This window comes from Caulobacter soli (assembly GCF_011045195.1).
In the GTDB taxonomy this organism is placed as follows: Bacteria; Pseudomonadota; Alphaproteobacteria; order Caulobacterales; family Caulobacteraceae; genus Caulobacter; species Caulobacter soli.
Window position 1 is genome coordinate 1,189,421 of the sequence record NZ_CP049199.1, and the last position, 17,840, is coordinate 1,207,260.

12 protein-coding genes are annotated in these 17,840 nt (G+C 67.3%); 6 read left to right on the top strand and 6 right to left on the bottom strand.

Annotated elements, in window-relative coordinates; all coding sequences use genetic code 11:
* Nucleotides 1-433: 433 nt before the first annotated feature.
* Nucleotides 434-922, bottom strand: coding sequence for a GNAT family N-acetyltransferase (locus G3M62_RS05875; RefSeq protein ID WP_246263488.1), 489 nt, complete (start codon nucleotides 920-922; stop codon nucleotides 434-436).
* A gap of 98 nt (nucleotides 923-1,020) precedes the next feature.
* On the opposite strand from G3M62_RS05875, the gene G3M62_RS05880 reads away from it, so the two are divergent.
* Nucleotides 1,021-1,323 carry a DUF6916 family protein gene (locus G3M62_RS05880; protein ID WP_165185474.1) on the top strand — a complete coding sequence of 101 codons (303 nt, stop codon included), beginning with the start codon at nucleotides 1,021-1,023 and terminating at the stop codon, nucleotides 1,321-1,323.
* A gap of 24 nt (nucleotides 1,324-1,347) precedes the next feature.
* Here the strand turns inward: G3M62_RS05880 and G3M62_RS05885 are convergent, their stop codons facing one another.
* Genes G3M62_RS05885 through G3M62_RS05895 form a run of 3 tightly spaced genes read right to left on the bottom strand, consistent with a single transcriptional unit; the run spans nucleotide 1,348 to nucleotide 3,057 of the window.
* Nucleotides 1,348-1,893, bottom strand: a complete 546-nt coding sequence (locus G3M62_RS05885; RefSeq protein WP_165185475.1) for a phage tail protein — start codon at nucleotides 1,891-1,893, stop codon at nucleotides 1,348-1,350.
* Between the two features lie 33 nt (nucleotides 1,894-1,926).
* Entirely contained in the window at nucleotides 1,927-2,481 is a 555-nt protein-coding gene (locus G3M62_RS05890) for a phage tail protein (RefSeq protein WP_165185477.1), read from the bottom strand.
* A gap of 36 nt (nucleotides 2,482-2,517) precedes the next feature.
* A complete protein-coding gene (locus G3M62_RS05895; protein WP_165185478.1) occupies nucleotides 2,518-3,057 on the bottom strand; it encodes a phage tail protein in 540 nt (179 codons plus the stop codon).
* 419 nt (nucleotides 3,058-3,476) lie between these two features.
* Here G3M62_RS05895 and G3M62_RS05900 point away from each other — a divergent pair, with 419 nt between their 5' ends.
* From G3M62_RS05900 to G3M62_RS05920, 5 genes are all read left to right on the top strand, one after another.
* A complete protein-coding gene (locus G3M62_RS05900; protein ID WP_165185480.1) occupies nucleotides 3,477-11,438 on the top strand; it encodes a M10 family metallopeptidase C-terminal domain-containing protein in 7,962 nt (2,653 codons plus the stop codon).
* 137 nt (nucleotides 11,439-11,575) lie between these two features.
* A complete protein-coding gene (locus tag G3M62_RS05905; protein WP_165185482.1) occupies nucleotides 11,576-13,552 on the top strand; it encodes a ferritin-like domain-containing protein in 1,977 nt (658 codons plus the stop codon).
* A gap of 13 nt (nucleotides 13,553-13,565) precedes the next feature.
* A complete protein-coding gene (gene bufB / locus G3M62_RS05910; protein ID WP_165185483.1) occupies nucleotides 13,566-14,453 on the top strand; it encodes an MNIO family bufferin maturase in 888 nt (295 codons plus the stop codon).
* A complete protein-coding gene (locus G3M62_RS05915) occupies nucleotides 14,446-15,258 on the top strand; it encodes an HvfC/BufC N-terminal domain-containing protein (RefSeq protein WP_165185485.1) in 813 nt (270 codons plus the stop codon). The genes bufB and G3M62_RS05915 overlap by 8 nt, the downstream gene beginning before the upstream one ends.
* Before the next feature lie 10 nt (nucleotides 15,259-15,268).
* Nucleotides 15,269-15,724: a hypothetical protein gene (locus G3M62_RS05920; protein ID WP_165185486.1), complete on the top strand. Its 456-nt coding sequence runs from the start codon at nucleotides 15,269-15,271 to the stop codon at nucleotides 15,722-15,724.
* A 22-nt stretch (nucleotides 15,725-15,746) separates the two neighbouring features.
* Here the strand turns inward: G3M62_RS05920 and G3M62_RS05925 are convergent, their stop codons facing one another.
* Together G3M62_RS05925 and purU are read right to left on the bottom strand one after the other, a co-directional pair.
* Entirely contained in the window at nucleotides 15,747-16,754 is a 1,008-nt protein-coding gene (locus G3M62_RS05925; RefSeq protein ID WP_246263490.1) for a MerR family transcriptional regulator, read from the bottom strand.
* Nucleotides 16,755-16,831: 77 nt separating this feature from the next.
* Nucleotides 16,832-17,701 carry a formyltetrahydrofolate deformylase gene (gene purU / locus G3M62_RS05930; protein ID WP_165185490.1) on the bottom strand — a complete coding sequence of 290 codons (870 nt, stop codon included), beginning with the start codon at nucleotides 17,699-17,701 and terminating at the stop codon, nucleotides 16,832-16,834.
* Nucleotides 17,702-17,840: the final 139 nt, after the last annotated feature.

Consider the following 17,840-nt stretch of genomic DNA (forward strand, 5'->3'; position numbering starts at 1 on the left):
GATAACGCGTCCGTCGACATGGTGGTATCGTACGCGTTGAAAACCTTCGCGAAAAGGGTCTTTGTCTTAGGTATATTTAGAAATTTTTACGGAGTATTTGATCTAACCTTGTTGTGATGGCGTGATATTACTCGCTATTTGAAAGTCTTTGAGCGACGTTATGCGAGGTTTCGCAAGACATCCCCCTCCTCTGGGCTAGGTTCGGAGGCAATCCAGGCCGGGTTCAATTGGGATTGAGCTCGCTTGAGTGCGCGCTTTGCGAGAACTTTTTCATGGGTGCTCGTAAAAGGGGCGTTTTTGATCTGGCAACACTGGGGAAATTGGCGAATTTCTCTGACCCGTAGAGCTGGCTCGATAGGTCGATGAGGTGCGGTCCGCTTCCAAGGGCGACCTCGCCCAGCGCCGTCGGGATCGCTCGCCACGGCGACGCGGGTCAAGCGGGGGGCGCGGGCCAGCGCAGTCTGAAATGTGTGTCGTCCGCCGCCGTCGCGACGAAGCCCAGCCGCTGGTACAGGCGCTGGGCCGCGAGGTTGTCGCGGGCCACCTGCAGGATCAGCGGCGCGCCGGCGCCGTCGGCTTCGTCCATCAGGGCGCGCAGGATCGCCTCGCCGATCCCCTGGCCGCGCCGCTCGGGGACGATGGCGATATCGATCAGGTGCACGGCGTCGGGACTTCGATCCGTGGCCAGCCGCCCCACGGGAGCCGCGTCGACGGTGACGATCTCGAGCCGGGCCCGCGGATAGGCTATGCGATAGCCCTGGGTCTGGGCGTGAAACTGCTGCTCCATGATCTTGCTCAGCAGGTCGGCGGGCAGGGGGACCTGGTCCCAGCCCGGGCCGCGCGAGACGCGAAACAAGGCCAGCCGGAAGGGCGTGTCGGCTTCCGCCTCGGGGCGCAGCGCGAAGGGCGGGGGCGTTCTCAAGGGGATTGCATCTTCCGGACGCGTCGCGGCAGGGTCTTCCTGTTCAGGTGGCGAGGTCGTCATAATGGCCACGCTTCGATTCTGACCCGAGGGATTTCATGGCCGCCGACTACGTCCCGCTGACCGCGGACACCTTCGCCCCCCACGTGAACGCGACATTCCGCGTCGAGGGCGGTCATCATCAGCTGTCCCTGAGCGAGGTCGAGCGGCTCGAGGTCCAGCCGGGCCATGACGCGGGCGTTCAACCCTTCGTCCTGATCTTCAGCGGTCCCCCCGGCGATGTGCTCGCCGAGGGGATGCATGCGATCACGCACGAGGATGGGACCACCTACGATCTCTATCTGATCCCGATCCACACGCCCCAGCCGGGGCGGCAGGACTATCAGGCCGTGTTCAACTGAGGTCACGCGACGGGGATCCGGTCGCTAGTTCCGCGAGGGGAAGATCCCCGACAGGGCGATACAGATGTTCAGCGTCAGGAACGGCTGGCGGTTCTCGTGCGGCTGGCTGCCGCCCGCGATGCCCAGCGCCTGGGGCGCCATCACCGAGGTTGGCGTCAGGGTCGAGCTGTACATGTTGAACGCGACGGGCGAGCTGCCGTTGAGGCTGCCCGCGGTCTGGCCGAAGCTCTTGCCGGCCGCCGCCGCCGAGGTGTTGCTGGACGCCGCGTTGGTGTCGTCCACCTTGAAGAAGTGGGTGTGCTGCGGGATTTCGGTCTGCAGCAGAGTGTGAGAATACTCGCCCAGCGTCTCGCCCAGGGTATAGCCCTGACCAACGTGTCCGGGCACCAGCGTCCGCAGGTCGGGCAGGCAGAATGTGGTCACGCCGTTGCCGCCGTAGGTCGTGCCCAGCAGCGAGAACAGCGCCTGGTTCTGCGAGATGGCCAGGGTCTGGCCGTTGCACATCGCCCAGTTCTTCGGAGCATAGTTGAAGGCCATGATCCGGATCTCGCCCATGTATTGCATGCTCATGAGTCTTGTTCCTCGTGTTCGTTGCGGGGCGGATCAGTTGCGGGCGGGGAAGGCGCCCTGAAGGGCGATGCAGTAGTTCACGAATAGAGAGGGCATGATGTTGTTGTGCGGTTGCGAGCCGCCGGTCAGGCCGAGCGTCTGGGGCGGCATCTGCAGCTGGGGCGAGGTGATGGGGCTGTAGAACAGGCCTTCGGTGTAGTCCTGGATATTGCCGGTATAGGCCCTGGCCGGCTGGTTGTTCGCTGCGGTGGGGACGGTGCCGTCCGCCGTGGTCGCCATCGGCGAGTGGCTGTGCATCGCCATTTCGGTCTGCAGAATCGTCACGGTCGTCGATCCGCCGGTCTGGCCCAGGTCGTAGATCTGCAGGCCGGGGCCCGGCTGGTTGCGTCCGACGTGCAGCGGGATGTTGCCCATCAGGTTGGGCAGGCCGAAGTTGCTGGTGCCGTTGCCGCCGTAGGTGGTGCCCAGCAGCGAGAACAGCGCGGTGTTCTGCTGGATCGGCATGATCTGCCCATTGCACTGGGCCCAGCCCGCCGGCGCGAACGGGAAGCTGAAGATACGGATCTCCGCGAGAAATTGATCGCTCATTTCTTTGAGTCTCCTGATGATTTCGGGCGGAAGGCTTCAGTTCTGCGACGGATAGACGCCGTACAGCGCGATGATGAAGTTGACGCCCAGATAGGGCTGCATGTTGTCGTGCGGCTGGTTGCCGCCGACCGGCGTGGTCGAGGCGGCCGACAGGGCGACCTGCGGGTTGCTCGCGTTATAGGGCGTGTAGGCGTTGATCCCCGTTCCGGTCGGCCCCTGGTTGGAAAGCAGGCTCGTGGCGGTGGGGACGTTCAATGTGCCCGTCGCGGAGGACGCGAACATCGGGTGTGTATGCTGGGGCAGTTGCTGGGGCGTCAGGGTGACGGACTCGGTCCCGCCCGGCTGGCCTATGGCGTAGGTCATGCCGTTCTTGGTGCCCATGTGGCTCGGAACCCGACCCCGAAGGTCGGGGACGCCGAACGTGTTGACGCCGTCCCCGCCGTAGGTCGTGCCAAGCAGATTGTACAGCGTGTCGTTCGTGGCGATGGCTATCAGCTGGCCGTCGCACATCGCCCAGCCCATGGGAGCGAAATTGCCCCCGAACAGGCGGATCTCGCCAATATAAGGCTGGGTCATGCTGTCTCCCTCGCTCCCAAAAGTCTTAAAGCGCAGGCTATAGGGCGCGACCGGAAAGGCTAAACCATTAGTTGTGGTTTCGACTTAACCAAGACTAAGAGCGCGCACCCCATCCCGCGATTGTCCTCCTCGTATCTCACTATCCTGAGCTGCACAATAGACAGGAGAACGATGTTCGCCGCTTGGCGTATGTCTACTTGTGCGCCTTCGGACTCCCCGTTAAGGTTGCGTTTAAGGTTCGACTAGAGCGGGGAGGGAGTCAGGTGCATAAAAAATGCGCTCGTGCGCACGACTTTTCACCTCCGCCTCGTGCGGGGCGATGGGACGCCCGCGGTCTTTTCCTTCATCCATTACACGCGGAGCGAGAGCTCCGAGGTCGTCCGCCGGTGTACGGTTCGGCCGAGGCAAAGGACTGATCCATGCCCTTCTCCGGCCAACTGTGGTACATCACCGAAGGCGGCGACGCCGACACCCGCCTCGCCCGCATCAATGACGACAACACCGGCGGCACGGTCGTCGTCGACAACGGCGTCGCCGGCACGGGCGACGACAAGTTCGCCAGCTCGTTCACCGCCGATATCGGCGTGGACACGGCGGCGGGCTTCTATTTCGCGATCAACAACAACACCATCAACGACCACGCCGTTCTGCTGCGCGGCAGCATCGGCAGCTCGGCGGCCCCGACCGCGGTGGTCACCTTCTCGACCTCGCTCATCGTCAACACGATCGAGGTCGACGCCTTCACGCACAGGATCTACGTCGGGGTGCAGGATGGCGCGGGAACGAACGGCGCCATCACCGGCATCAAGGTCTACAGCTACGACACGGCGGGCACGCTCACCGACCTGGGTTTCCTGACCACCGCCGATTCCGACAACCGCGCCAACGTGAACGGCACGCTCCATCTGCTCGATCCGCAGGATTTCGCGCTCGACCGCTCGGTCGTCGCCGGCGGTCGCCTGTTCTACAGCGAGCGTCTGGGCAGCTCTTCCAATGCGCTGTATCGCCTTGACCTGACCTCGCCGGACACGGCGACCAACATGATCGCCGCCAGCGTCTTTCCGACGGACGGCAGCAACGGCCGGATCATCGACGTCGAGGTCGATGAGAGCAATCACAAGGTCTATTTCACGACCCGGTCGAACGCGGCCTCGCCCAGCGGCAGCTATGACGCCAACGACAACGCGGTCTGGTGGATCGACGCCAGCGCGACCGACGGAACCCCGACCAAGGTGACGTTCAGCGGCATGCCGGCCAACGTCTTCTTCGGCGGCGACATGACGTTCGACCAGTCGACGCGCCAGCTCTATGTCGAAAGCGAAGAGACCACCGGTTCCGACACCGACGACGTGATCTACGTCCTCCAGCTGAACGCCGCCGGCACGACCGCCACCTATATCCGCTCGATCTTTCCCTCGCCCGCCTTCACGGCGTCCGGCGCCAACATCGAAGGCCTGACCTTCACCGACCTGCCGGTCCTGACCGTCAGCGGCAACAGCACGGGCGCGACAGAGCAGGGCGCCACGCTCACCGCGCTGACCGGCGCGCCGACGATCACCGACACCGACAGCGGCTACCTGGTCAGCGCCACGGTGCAGATCACGGGCGGTACGTTCTCGTCGAACGAGAACAGCACCGCCGACGACCATCTGGGCTACAGCGGCAGCAAGCAGATCACCGGTACGATCGCCGGCACCAGCATCACGATCAGCTGGAACGCGGCGACCGAGACCCTGACGCTGACCGGTTACGACACCATCGCCAACTACCAGACCGCCATGGCGGGGCTGGTCTATTGGGCCACGGGCGACAACCCGACGAACTACGGTTCCAACACCAGCCGCACCGTCACCTGGACGGTCAGCGACGGCTCGCCGGGCGTGCTGGCCGGTTCGGTCAACACGACCACCAGCACGATCAACATAGCGGCGGTCAACGACGCGCCGGTCAACGGCACGGTGTCCGGCGCCACGGGCAACGAAAACGCCGATATCGCCGTCACGGGCCTGCAGATCAGCGACGCCGACGCCAATCCGGCCTCGGCCACGATGACGGTCACCCTGAGCGTGACCAAGGGCGTGCTGACCCTGCGGACCGATGTCGGCAGCGGCCTGACCGCGGGCGCCGTCAGCGGCAACGGCACGGGCACGGTGACCCTCACCGGCACGATCAACGCGATCAACGCCACCCTGGCGGCCAGCAACGGCCTGCTGTTCCACGGCAACACCAATGTCAGCGGGACCGACACCCTGACGGTGGTCACCAGCGACGGCGGCTCCACCGGTTCGGGCGGCACGCTGAGCGACACCGACAACTACACCATCACCATCATCGGCGTGAACGACGCGCCGACCGTGAGCGGCGACGGGACCGAGAGCGTCACCGCGAGCAACGAGGACATCAGCCCCACCACCCTGGCCAACACGGTCTCGGCCGTGTTCGGCGGCCAGTACGCCGACGGCGACGGCGACGCCTTCGCCGGCGTGGCCGTGATCGCCAACGGTTCGACCGCCGGCACGGGCCAGTGGCAGTACTGGAACGGCTCGACCTGGGTGAACATCGGCGCGACCTCGACGGCGGCGGCGGTCGAGCTGGCCGCCTCCACGGCGATCCGCTTCGCCCCGGCGACCGACTTCAACGGCCCGGCCCCGACCCTGACGGTGCGGCTGGTCGACGCCTCCAGCGGCGCGATCACCACCGGCGCGGTCGTCAACACCACCACCAACGGCGGCTCGACCGCCTTCAGCACCGGCACGGTGGTGCTGAGCCACGCGGTCACGGCCGTCAACGACGCGCCGACGGTCATCAACGGCTCGACCGTCAGCCTGACTTCGGTCGCCGAGGATTCCGCCCCCGGGGCCGGCCAGACCGTCTCCTCGCTGTTCGCCAGCCACTTCTCCGACGCCAAGGACACGGTCTCGGGCGGCTCGTCGGCCAACGCCTTCACCGGCATCGCGGTGACGGGCGACGCGGCGACCGCGGCGCAGGGCGTCTATCAATACTTCGAGGGCGGGACCTGGCACGACCTGCCGGCGGTCTCGACCTCCAGCGCCTTCATCCTGGACGCCAGCACCCTGGTGCGGTTCGTGCCGGCGGCCGACTACAACGGCACGGCGCCGTCCCTGACCGTCTCGCTGATCGACGACGCGGCGGGCGCGGTGACCACCGGCGCCACGGCGGACCTGACCACCACCGGCGGCACGACGCCGTACAGCGCGTCCATGACGCTGAACGTCGTCGTCACTGCGACCAACGACGCGCCGGTCGCCAGCGGTTCAGCCACCCTGACGGCGGTCGCCGAAGACGCCGCCAACCCGGCGGGCGCGACCGTCTCCAGCCTGTTCGCCTCGCACTTCAGCGACATCGACGGCGACAGCCTGGGCGGAGTGGCGATCACCGGCAACGCGGCGACGAGCCAGGGAACGTGGCAGTACTCGACCGACAGCGGTTCCAACTGGAGCGCGGTCGGTTCGCCGGCCTTGAGCGCGGCCCTCGTGCTGCCCGCCAACGCCTTGATCCGGTTCCTGCCGGCGGCGAACTACAACGGGGCGGTTCCGGCCCTGACGGCCCACCTGATCGACAATTCGAGCGCGGTCAGCTTCAGCGCGTCGACCGACATCAGCGCGAATGGCGGCGCGACCCACTACAGCGGCGGCGCGGTCGACCTCACCACCAGCATCACGGCGGTGAACGACGCGCCCGTGGTTCCGGCCACCGCCACGACGGTGAACGGGGTCGAGCAGGCCTTCTCGGCCCTGCTGGGCGGTCTCACGGTTTCGGACCTCGAGCTCGACGCCCGCAACGGCGGCCTGGGCGACTACGCCGGCGCCACCTTCACGGTCCAGCGCGCCTCGCCCAACGCCAGCGATCTGTTCGGCGTTCTCGCCAGCGGGCTGTTCACCGTCGACGCCGGCACCGGCGATTTCCAGGCCGGGGGCCTGACCTTCGCCACCAGCAACCAAACCGGCAACGTGCTGACGATCACCTTCAACAGCTCGGGCACGGCGGCGACGACGGCGTTGGTCAACGACCTCATCCGACACATCGCCTATGAAAATACCAGCGACGCGCCCCCCGCGTCGGTGACGCTGAACTACAGCCTGAACGACGGCGGCGGCCAGGGAACCGGCGGCGCGCTTTCGGATAGCGGCTCGGTCATCTTCAACATCGCGGGCTCCAACGACGCTCCCACGGGCGGCGCCAGCATCACCGGCACGGCGGCCGAGGACCAGGTGCTGACGGCGGTCTCGACCCTGGCCGATCCGGACGGCCTGGGCACGCTGCACTACCAGTGGCAGCGCGACGTCGGCGGCGGTTATGTCAATGTCGGAGCCGACCAGTCGACCTACACCTTGGGCGACGGCGACATCGGCGGCCTGATCCAGGTGAAGATCTACTATACGGACGCCGGCGGGACGTATGAGGAGGCGATCAGCACTCCGACGGTCGCGATCGTCGCCAGCAACGACACCCCGACCGGCGTCGTGTCGGTCACCGGCACGGCGGCCGAGGACCAGGTCCTGACGGCCGACACCTCGACCTTGGCCGACTCCGACGGCCTGGGCACGTTGCATTACGACTGGCAGCGCGACACCGGCAGCGGCTTCGTCAGCATCGGCGCGGCCGATCAGGCCACCTATACCCTGGACGACGCCGACGTCGGCGCCACGATCCAGGTGGTGGTCCGCTATACCGACGGCCAGGGCTTCTCCAACACCGTCACCAGCGGCCCCAGCGCGGCGATCGCCGGGGTCGACGACCCGCACACCGGCGGAGCGTCCATCACTGGCACGGCGACCGAGGACCAGGTCCTGACCGCGGTCTCGACCCTGGCCGACGTCGATGGCCTGGGCACGCTGCACTACGACTGGCAGCGCGACACCGGCAGCGGCTTCGTCAGCACCGGGGCGGCCGACCAGGCGACCTACACCCTGGGCGACGCCGACGTCGGCGCCACGATCCAGGTGGTGATCAGCTACACCGACGGCCAGGGCTTCTCCGAAACGGCGACCAGCGCCGCGACGGCGACGATCACCAACGTCAACGACCTTCCGACCGGTGGGATTTCGATCACCGGCACGACGACCGAAGACCAGGTCCTGACGGCCAACACCTCCAACCTGGTCGATCCCGACGGGCTGGGCACGTTCCACTATCAATGGACGCGTGGTGTCGGGACGGACACGGTCCTCGTCGGATCCGACCAGCCGACCTACACCCTGACCGACGCCGACGTCGGCGAGCTGATCGGCGTGATCGTCACCTATACCGATCAGCGGGGCGCGGCCGAGCAGGTCAGCATCGTTGGCACCAACCCCATTGCTCCGGTCAATGACCTGCACACCGGCGGGGCGTCGATCACCGGCACGCCGACCGAGAACCAGGTCCTGACCGCCGTGTCGACCCTGGCCGACGTCGATGGCCTGGGCACGTTGCACTACGACTGGCAGCGTGACACCGGTTCGGGTTTCGTCAGTATCGGCGCGGCCGACCAGGCGACCTACACCCTGGGCGACGCCGACGTCGGCGCCACGGTCCAGGTGGTGATCAGCTACACCGACGGCCAGGGTTTCTCCGAAGCGGAGACCAGCACCGCGACGGCGGCCATCGCCAACGTCAACGATCTCCCGACCGGCGTGGTGACGATCACCGGGACCAAGGCCGAGAACCAGGTTCTGACCGCCAATACTTCGGCTCTCGCCGACGCCGACGGCTTGGGGACGCTGCACTACGATTGGCAGCGCGACACCGGTTCGGGCTTCGTCAGCATCGGCGCGGCCGATCAGGCGACCTACACCCTGGGCGACGCCGACGTCGGCGCCACGATCCAGGTGGTGATCAGCTACACCGACGGACACGCCACGAGCGAGACCGTGACCTCCTCGGCCACGACGGCCATCAGCGCGGTCAATGACGTGCACACCGGCGGAGCGTCGATCACCGGCACGGCGACCGAGGACCAGGTCCTGACCGCCGTGTCGACCCTGGCCGACGTCGATGGCCTGGGCACGCTGCACTACGACTGGCAGCGCGACACAGGTTCGGGTTTTGTCAGCATCGGCGCGGCCGACCAGGCGACCTACACCCTGGGCGACGCCGACGTCGGCGCCACGATCCAGGTGGTGATCAGCTATACCGACGGCCAGGGCTTCTCCGAAACGGCGACCAGCGCCGCGACGGCGACGATCGCCAACGTCAACGACCTTCCAACCGGTGGTGTGTCGGTCACCGGCACGGCGGCCGAGAACCTGACCCTGACGGCCGACACCTCGACCCTGGTCGATCTCGATGGGCTGGGCACGCTGCACTATCAATGGCAGCGCGACAGCGGCAGTGGCTTCGTCAATGTCGGAGCCGACCAGGCGACCTATGCGCTGACCGCGACCGATGTTGGCGCCGTCGTCCGCGTGGTGACCAGCTATACCGACGATCACGGCACGGCCGAGTCGGCGACCAGCGCGGCCACCGCCACCGTCGCCCACATCAATCTCGCGCCCACCGGCGTCAACGACGCCAATGCGGTGACGCAGCGCCTGTCGGTCAGCGGTTCAGTCCGCACCAACGACAGCGACGCCGACGACACGCTCACAACGTTGACGGTGACCAATGTCGCCTTCAACACCACCCATGTGGACCAGGCCGTCGTGGCCGGGGGCACGGTGGTGAACGGCGCAAACGGCAAGCTGACGATCCGGCCGGACGGGACCTACACCTACGTGGCCGATCACGAGGGTCTGGTCGTTGGCCAGGTCGTGACCGACAAGTTCGACTATACGATCAAGGATCCCGGCGGCGCCGCGGGGACGGCCCAGCTGACGATCACCATCACGGGATCCGCCACGGGCGACGCCAACGCCAACACCTTGATCAGCGACGGCACGGGCCACACCCTGACCGGCAAGGGCGGCGCCGACACCCTGACGGGCGCCGGCGGGGCCGACGTCTTCGCCTATGAGGCGGTCAGCGACAGCACGATCGCCAATTTCGACACGATCACCGACTTCACCCACGGCGTGGACACGCTGCGGCTGACGCCGCTGATGACCGGGTCGACCAAGCTGACCCTGACCACGGACGGGACCAACAAGATCCTGTCCATCGACCAGAACGGCGATGGCACGGCCGACGGTCAGATCAAGTCGCTGGGCCAAGGCCTGCAGGTGAAGGATATCGTCACCGGCGTGGCGCATTTCGGCTTCACGATCAACGGTTCGGCCGGCGCCGACAGCCTCCACGGCGGCAACGGCGGCGACATTCTCACCGGCGGGGCCGGGGCCGACACCTTCTATTACGACGACGGCGACTCGCCGATCCTGCACTGGGACGTGATCACCGACTTCCAGACCGGCCAGGACAAGCTGAACATCTCGGCGGCCGACGACGGCATCGTCATTCTCGCGCGCTTCGGCCTGAGCACCTTCATCTATTTCGGCGGCCTGGGTAATTCCAGCGTCGTGCAGGTCTTCGGCGACATCAAGCTGTCGGACCTGATCACCAGCAACGGCGTCAGCTTCTCGATGTACGGCGACGATAGCGCCAGCAGCGGCGGCGGCGACAACAACGCCGCCCTGGCCGGCGGGAGTGGGGACGACGTTCTGGTGGGGCGCACGACCGACTCCACCCTGTTCGGCGGCGACGGGGCCGACATCATGTACGGCGGCGACGCCCACGACACCTTCCAGTACACCTCGGTCACCAACTCGAACTTCAGCGCTTACGACAGCGTCATCGACTTCACCCCCGATGAGGACAAGATCGACATCTCGGCGATCGACGGCGGCAAGATCACCATCGCGCGCTTCGCCGGGACGACCTTCATCTATTCGGCCCCCGACGCCGGCGGAAACTTCCAGTCGGTGATCACGGTCCAGGGGACGTCGCTGAAGGCCTCCGACGTGATCGGCAGCGGCGGGGCCACCCAGGCCTTCACGATGGTCGGCGACAGCACCAGCCACAACATCGCCGACACCCTGATCGCCGGGGCCGGCAACGACATCCTCTACGGCCTGGACGGGAACGACACCCTGACCGGCGGCGGCGGGGCCGACTTCATGATCGGCGGCGCCGGGGCGGACACCTTCGTCTATACCGCCGCGACCGACAGCAGGCCGGTGGCCACGGATCTGATCTTCGATTTCAGCCACGCCGACGGCGACAGGCTGGACCTGAGCGGCATCGACGCCAATTCGGGCACGGGGGCCAACGACGCCTTCTCGGTGGTGACCAGCTTCTCGCAGACAGCGGGCCAGCTGATCATCGCCGCGCCGGACAGCTCGGGCTATTACCATGTCTCGGGCGACTTGAACGGCGACGGGATCGCGGACTTCGTGATCGCCCTGAACGTCACCGGCACGCTCACCTCGGCGGACATCCTGCTGTAGCGCTTTCGCGGCCAGATCAATCTTGAGTATTGATCTGGCCGCCACACAACCTAAGATCAAAATCGACTGGAGCGAGTCGTTCCGGTTGCGCCGACCGCCCCTCGACGGGCGTCGTCGATTTCAGATCGGAGGACGCCGTGACCCGCACCCTCAGCGCCAGCGCTCAGGCGCCGCGCGATCCAGCGCTCAAGACGATCGACAAGATGGCGCTGCGGGCGATCGCCCAGGCCGCGGTCGACGTCGAGCTGTTCACGATCCCGCTCTACATGACCAGCCTCTATTCGATCCAGGGCATGCACGCGATCACGGGGCAGGGGAACGACTTCTACCAAGGTCGCCTGTGGCCCGGAGCCAAGACCTCGGCCAACCCCATCACCGCCAACGAGCACGCCTTTAACCTGGTGTTCTCGGTGTTCATCCAGGAGATGCTGCACCTGCAGATGGCCGCCAACATGGCCACGGTGCTGGGCGTCAGTCCCCGCTTCACCGACACCGCCCTGCAGGACGACCGCCACGGCTGGACCTGCTACGGGCCGACCAACAGCGTCATCCCCAACATCATCGACCTGAAGGACACGATCCACCACGAGGACGTGCCGGTGAACGTGGGGCCGCTGTCGGACGTGCTGTTGCGGCTGTTCATCGCCATTGAGCAGCCCGAGATCGACGCCCGGGCCAACATCAAGCCCGGCAAGGAAAAGGCCTATTTCCCCAAGGCGCCGTTCGCCGACTGGAAGCCCGGCCAGCCCCTGCCGAGGTTCGGCACCATCGGCTGGATGTACCAGTGCTACTATGACTATCTGAGCCTGGCCTACAGCGACGGCTCCACCCTGTGGGACGCGCTGTTCACGCCCACGGCCGTGCAGAACGACCTGTTCAACAGCTTCTCCTCGCCCGGCCATCCGATGCGCGAGTTCATGGGCTTCGAGACCACGATCGCCACCACCGACAAGGCCATCGCCTTCGAGCAGATGGTCTCGATGATGGACGCCATCACCGACCAGGGCGAGGGCAGCGAGATCCAGCGCCGACCCCAACTGCTGCAGGCGGTCAAGCCCAAGTATCAGCCGTCGGACACCGCTCTGCGCGCCGACTATCCCAGCTATGACGACACCGGGCGGCAGATCCCGTCGGCCGACGCCGTGGCGCGGTCCGACAACGACCCGATGGACCACTACGAGCGGTTCAAGAAGGTGCTGGACCTGCTGCCCCAGATCGTCACCTGGCCGATGTGGCTGAAGGCGAACGGCCCCTGGACGGCCAAGGAGCTGCAGGGGCCGGACTATGATCCGTCCAACCCTCTCAAGCTGCCGACCCCCGACGAACTGGCGGCGGCGCTGAACGCCCTGAACGAACCGACCGCCCAGGCCAACAGTCATACCCTGCTCAGCCAGGCGGTGATCGGCGCGATCGCCGGGGTGACGACGGTGCTCAACGACTACTGGAACCCGCCGGCCACCGGGCCGGTGCTTTTCCCGTTCCCGTCGATGGCGGGATCGGGCGACCGGATGTCGATCGCCTGGGCGGTTCTGGGCCTGACGCCCGACCTGTCGATCGGCCTGGATCCGGCCACGCCGGGCAAGCTCTATCATTCGTGCCAGGCGTTGGACCTCGACGGGACCGGCGACAACGGCTGCGCCGCCGTCGAGATCTTCCACACCTGCCGCGGCTCCAACAACTGCCACGCCCAGGGCGGCTGCGGTTTCGTCCAGCCGGTGGGCGGCGGCGGCAACTGCGGTTCGGCGGTGGTGGTGCGCGGCGGCGCGGGTGTCGGGGTCGGCGGCGGCTGCGGCCTGCCGCCCCAGAAGCTGTACTCGGCGCCCAGCGACAACAAGTGCGGTGGGTTCGGCGGCTGCGCCGTGCCGATCTCGGCCTCGCAGGTGTTCCCGGCCACGGGCCAGATGCAGCTGTACGACTTCGTTGAAGGTAGCGAAGGCAAGGATGGCTGGCAGTCTGTGCCCTTCGGCGACCCCATGCTGTATCAGCGCGGCGAGAAGGTGCACGACGTGGCCTATCGCGCCTATCAGGCGGTGATGACGCATCGGGGCAAGACGGTTCCGGCCGATCCTCCGGCGGCGGACAATCTGCGCCTCGTCTTCCCGCCATCGACGTGACGAGGGGGACCTGATGGCCGGTCGCCAGCCCCGCGCGCCCCGCCTGGGCCTGCCCAACCTGGGCGACGGGGTGGGGCTGCGCGAGCCGCATTTCCCGCACTTGATGGCGACGCCCCCGGCCGACTGGGGCGTCGACTGGTTCGAGGTGATCAGCGAGAACTTCCTCGATCATGCGGGCTATGCCGCTCACGTGCTGGAGGTGGTGGCCGCCCATCGGCCGGTGGTGATGCACGGGGTGTCGTTGTCGATCGGCGGCGCCGACCCGCTGGACGTCATCTATCTGGACAAGCTGGCGGCCCTGGCCGACCGCATCCAGCCGGCCTGGATTTCGGACCATCTGTGCTGGACCGGGGTGGCGGGGATCAACACCCACGACCTGCTGCCTCTGCCACTGACGGAGGCCGCCCTGGCCCATGTGATCGATCGGGTGAAGGCCGTGCAGGACCGCCTGGGCCGGCCGCTGATCCTGGAGAACCCCAGCAGCTATCTGGAATTCCACGCCTCGCAGATGCCCGAATGGGAGTTCCTGGCCCGGCTGGCCGAGGCGGCCGACTGCGGCCTACTGCTGGACGTCAACAATGTCCATGTCAGCGCCTTCAACCATGGCTTCGATCCCATGGCCTATATCGCCGCCATTCCGGCCGAGCGGATCGTGCAGACCCATCTGGCCGGCCCCAGCGACTTTGGCACGCACCTGATGGACACCCACGACGCTCCGGTGCCCGACGCGGTCTGGCCGCTCTACGCCGAGGTGCAGGCGCGAACCGGCGGGGTCTCGACCCTGCTGGAATGGGACGCCAACATTCCCCCGTGGCTGGACCTGCTGGCCGAGTTGGCCAAGGCGAGCGCGGCGCGGGAGGGGTGGTCGCCCGCCGAGGAAGCGGTTCGCGCCCATGGTTGAGCCCGAGCTGGCCACCATGCAGCGCTGGATGCAGGGGGCGATCCTGGGGCGTGCCGCGCCGCTGGACGTCGACGCCGTCGTTGTCGGTGCCGCCCAGGACCAAGGCGGGCTGACCGCCGCCCAGCGCCTGGGCCTCTACGCGCGGGGCTATCGCGCCCGGTTGATGGAGTGTCTGACCGCCGAATTTCCGTGCCTGTTGGCCTTGGCCGGCGAGCAGGTGTTCCAGCTGTTCGCGGCCGGCTACATCGCCGCGCGGCCGTCGACCGATCCCAGCCTCTACGGCCTGGGCGCGGGTTTCGCCGACTATCTGGAGGCCACGCGGCCCGCCGGCGACGACGGTCCCGCCGCGCTGTCGGCCCTGCCGGCCGAGCTGGCGCGCCTGGACCGGGCGCGGGCCGAGGTCCAGCGCGCGGCCGGAGTTGAGCGCCTGGGCGGACCGGTTCTGGCCGCCGACCTGCTGCTGACCCCAGGCGCGCGGCTGCGGCGGCCCGACAGCGTGCGGCTGCTGACCCTGGGCTTCGATCCGGGGCCGCTGCTGGCCGCCGTCGATCGGGGCGGACCGATTGATCCGCCGCCGCCCTGTCCGACCCCGGTCGCCGTGGCCCGCAGTCGCTGGCGCGTCGCCGTCCACGCCCTGCCGGTCTGGCGTTACGCTTGGCTGGAGGCGTTGGGGGAGGAGGGGGCCGACGTTCACGTGGCCGCCGCCCGCGCGGCCCAGGCCAGCGGCCGAGAGACCGGCGCGGTGATCGCTGACTTGGCGCTGTGGTTGCCGACGGCGGCGGGGCTGGGATTGGTGACGATCTAAGGACGGCGGAATGTCTGAAGAGGGTAAGACCATTGCGGACTATGCCGAGCGGGAGAAGGAAAATTCCGCCGCGTGGCGCAAGGTGTGGATCGCCTCACTTGGAGTTGCCAACGGGGCGGGACTGCTGGCCGCCGCGAATGCGTTGAAGGATGCGCGAGGTGAGCTTTGGTTCGCGTTGCTTCCTACGATGTGGATGATGGCTTTGGGTGTCGCTGCCGCAGGAGCCATCCCGTGGGCAAGACTTCGTTACCATATGTGCGTGGCGCGCCGCTTTGAAGCGGCGATAGGTCAAGATCGCGAAGGCTTGGGCTCTTCAAAGAGATCAATGGTCTTATGGGATGCGATCAGTATCAGCCTCAATTTGGCCGGGGCGGCGGGTTTCCTCATCGGGATGTGTTGGGCGCTGTTCGCAATCACATTTCGCGTCGCGACTTGGCCTTGGGTGGCCACTCAGTTCCAACCATAGCAGAAACCGACTTTTCGATGGTTCACACTGCCGGGCTCATCACCGCCATCATCCCCTGCGTCCGCGCTCGAACCTCCGGCGAGGCCAGGCAATCGGCCACGGCCTCGTAGCCCGCCGCGCCCGGATAGGGCGCCACGCGGATCGGCGGGGCGTGGTTGGCGGGGCAGTAGAGGATCGTTTCGCCCAGCCCGACGGCGGCCACGTCGAGGATGGCGTTGGAGCGGGTGAGCAGGAACACCGGACGCGCCTTGGAGCTCCGACGACGCAGATGAACGGCGAGGGCCTCTTGAGTAGCCTGGTCCAGTCCGTGTTCCGGCATGTCGATGACCAGGGCCGCGGCCCCGTCGGCGTCCAGCGCGACGAGCAAGGTCCGCAGGGCTTCGGACGGCGCGGCCCCGTCCTCGGCGAGCCAGGCCAAGGCCTGCTTGACCCGCGTGGCGTGCGCCGCGTCGGTGATGTCGGCGGCCGTCCGATCCAGGCCCAGGAATACCGCCCCCGGCAGGGCTTCCGCGAGGCGCATCGCCAGCCGCGTCTTGCCGCTGCCCAGGGGGCCGGTGATGTAGGTCAGGGGCGGGATGTCGCGCAGTTCGAACCGCTCGCCGCCCCAGGGCCAGGGCAGCTCGAACGCGACGCCGAGACCAGGGCGCGGGGTCAGCAGGTTCGTGAGGTCCTCGGCGGTGGGCGCCCGCCCTCGGGCCAGATCGGCGCGCAGGTCGCGGACCTTTTCGACCGCCCCGGTCAGCTGGCGAACCTGGCCTTCCAGCGCTGCCTGATGCGCGGCGAGGGCGGGCTCCAGGGCCTGGGCGTCGCCGTCCAGCACGTCGGCGATCCGGGCCAGGCTGAGACCCAGGGCGCGCAGGGCGACGATCTCGCCGGCGCGCGTCATCTGGTCGGGACCATAGGCCCGCCACCCGGCCGCCGTGCGGACCGGGGTCACCAGACCGCGCTGCTCGTAGAGCCGCAGGGCCTTGGCCGAGACGCCCAGTCGCCGGGCGGCCTCGGCGGGGTTCAGGAAGCAGGTGGAGCGCACGGAATCACCTCGTTGACGGCTGACCGTACGCCTTATCGGGGCGGTCCCAGGGGCCGGGTCAACGGGTGTTGGTGGTGTTAGTCGAACACCACCGTCTTGGCGCCCGCGATCAGCACGCGGTGCTCGACATGCCAGGTCACCGCCCGGGCCAGCACGGTGCATTCGACGTCGCGGCCCAGGGTCACCAGGTCGTCGGGGGTGTGGCTGTGGTCCACGCGGTGGACACCCTGTTCGATGATCGGGCCTTCGTCGAGGTCGGTGGTCACGTAGTGGGCCGTGGCGCCGATGATCTTCACGCCGCGCTCGTGGGCCTGGTGATAGGGCTTGGCGCCCTTGAAGCTGGGCAGGAACGAGTGGTGGATGTTGATGCACTTGCCCGACAGCCGCGCGCACAGGGCCGGCGACAGGATCTGCATGTAGCGGGCCAGCACCACCAGATCGACGGCCAGGTCGTCGACCAGCTTGAGGAAGGCGTCTTCCTGCTCGGCCTTGTTGGCCTTGGTGGTGGGCAGGTGGAAATAGGGCAGGCCGCTCCATTCGGTGAACGAGCGCATGTCCTCGTGGTTGGACACCACCCCGACGATCTCGACCGGCAGCAGGCCAGCGCGCCAGCGGTGCAGCAGGTCGAACAGGCAGTGGCCGAACTTGGAAACGGCGATCAGCACCTTGGGCTTGGCGCCCGCGTCATGCAGGGCCCAGGTCATGCCGAAGCGCTTGGCGATCAGCTCGAAGCCCCGGCGCAGGTCGTCGATCCCCGGCATCTCGCCGTCGGGCCGAAACACCGTGCGCATGTAGAACTGGTCGGCCAAGCCGTCGTTGAAGTGGCTGCTCTCGACGATCGAGGCGTCGTTGTCGGCCAGGAAGCCGGACACGGCGGCGACCACGCCCTTCCGGTCGGGGCATTGCAGGATCAGGATGTAGCGGTCGGCGGGGGTCTTGGCGTCCATGGCAGGGGTCGTAGTCGACCTGAGCCGCACGGCCAAGCCGCATTGTTCTCACAGGGCTTTCACAAAAGGAAAACGGGTCGCGATCGCCGACACGATCGCGACCCGTGCTTCAAGCCGGTCGAAGGGGAATAGGCCCGGC